The organism is Cupriavidus sp. IK-TO18 (genome assembly GCF_015549295.1).
In the GTDB taxonomy this organism is placed as follows: domain Bacteria; phylum Pseudomonadota; class Gammaproteobacteria; order Burkholderiales; family Burkholderiaceae; genus Cupriavidus; species Cupriavidus oxalaticus_A.
This window is the reverse complement of record NZ_JADGMP010000092.1, coordinates 1-723: the sequence shown is the minus strand read 5'-3', so window position 1 is coordinate 723 and position 723 is coordinate 1. Positions and strand designations below refer to the sequence as shown.

1 protein-coding gene is annotated in these 723 nt (G+C 58.9%); it reads left to right on the top strand.

Annotation, left to right across the window (positions count from 1 at the left end; translation table 11 throughout):
• Positions 1-180: 180 nt before the first annotated feature.
• Positions 181-663: a CatB-related O-acetyltransferase gene (locus tag IPF36_RS34235; protein WP_368671216.1), complete on the top strand. Its 483-nt coding sequence runs from the start codon at positions 181-183 to the stop codon at positions 661-663.
• Positions 664-723: the final 60 nt, after the last annotated feature.

Here is a 723-nt window from a genome sequence, read left to right as displayed (position 1 = left end):
GGCAACAAAAAAACCCGCCAGATGGCGGGCTGGTGGGGATCGGAGAGTTGAACTGTCAGTAGTGCGCTGATAGGGCGAGCTATGGCACCTTTCAGACAACTACGAATGCGGCTCGGTCTAAAGAAGCGCGACCCCTCGGCAATGCCCGCCTCTGTAACGGTTGGGCGCGGCACATACGGTGTGTCTAAGGAAGGCCTCTATAACTGCTTCCCCACCTCACCGGTCAGCATCGGAGCTTTTTGTTCTATCGCGCGCGAGGTGCTGTTCATGTGCCAGGGCAACCACCCTACCCACACAGCAGCGACGTACCCTTTTCAGAATAAGCGCTTCAAAACGCAGGCGATCGATGAATACCTCCAGACAAACGGCCCCATCGTGGTTGGGAATGACGTTTGGATCGGCGCACGTGCGATCATCATGTCTGGCGTAACGATTGGCGACGGTGCAGTGGTCGCCGCAGGTAGTATAGTCACCAAGGATGTTGCCGCCTACACCATCGTGGGCGGCAATCCTGCCAAGTTCATCAGACGCAGGTTTCCAGAGGACATCGCTGATGCGATGCAGGCAATTCGCTGGTGGGACTGGCCGGACGAGATGATCGCTCGAGAGCAAGCCTCCTTTGATCTGCCGGCCGAAGCGTTCGTCGCCAAGTATCGCCGCTAGCTTCCCGGCCAATCGGCCTCGATGTCGATGGCGTCGAGCGCGGCCTGGTCGGCAGCGCCG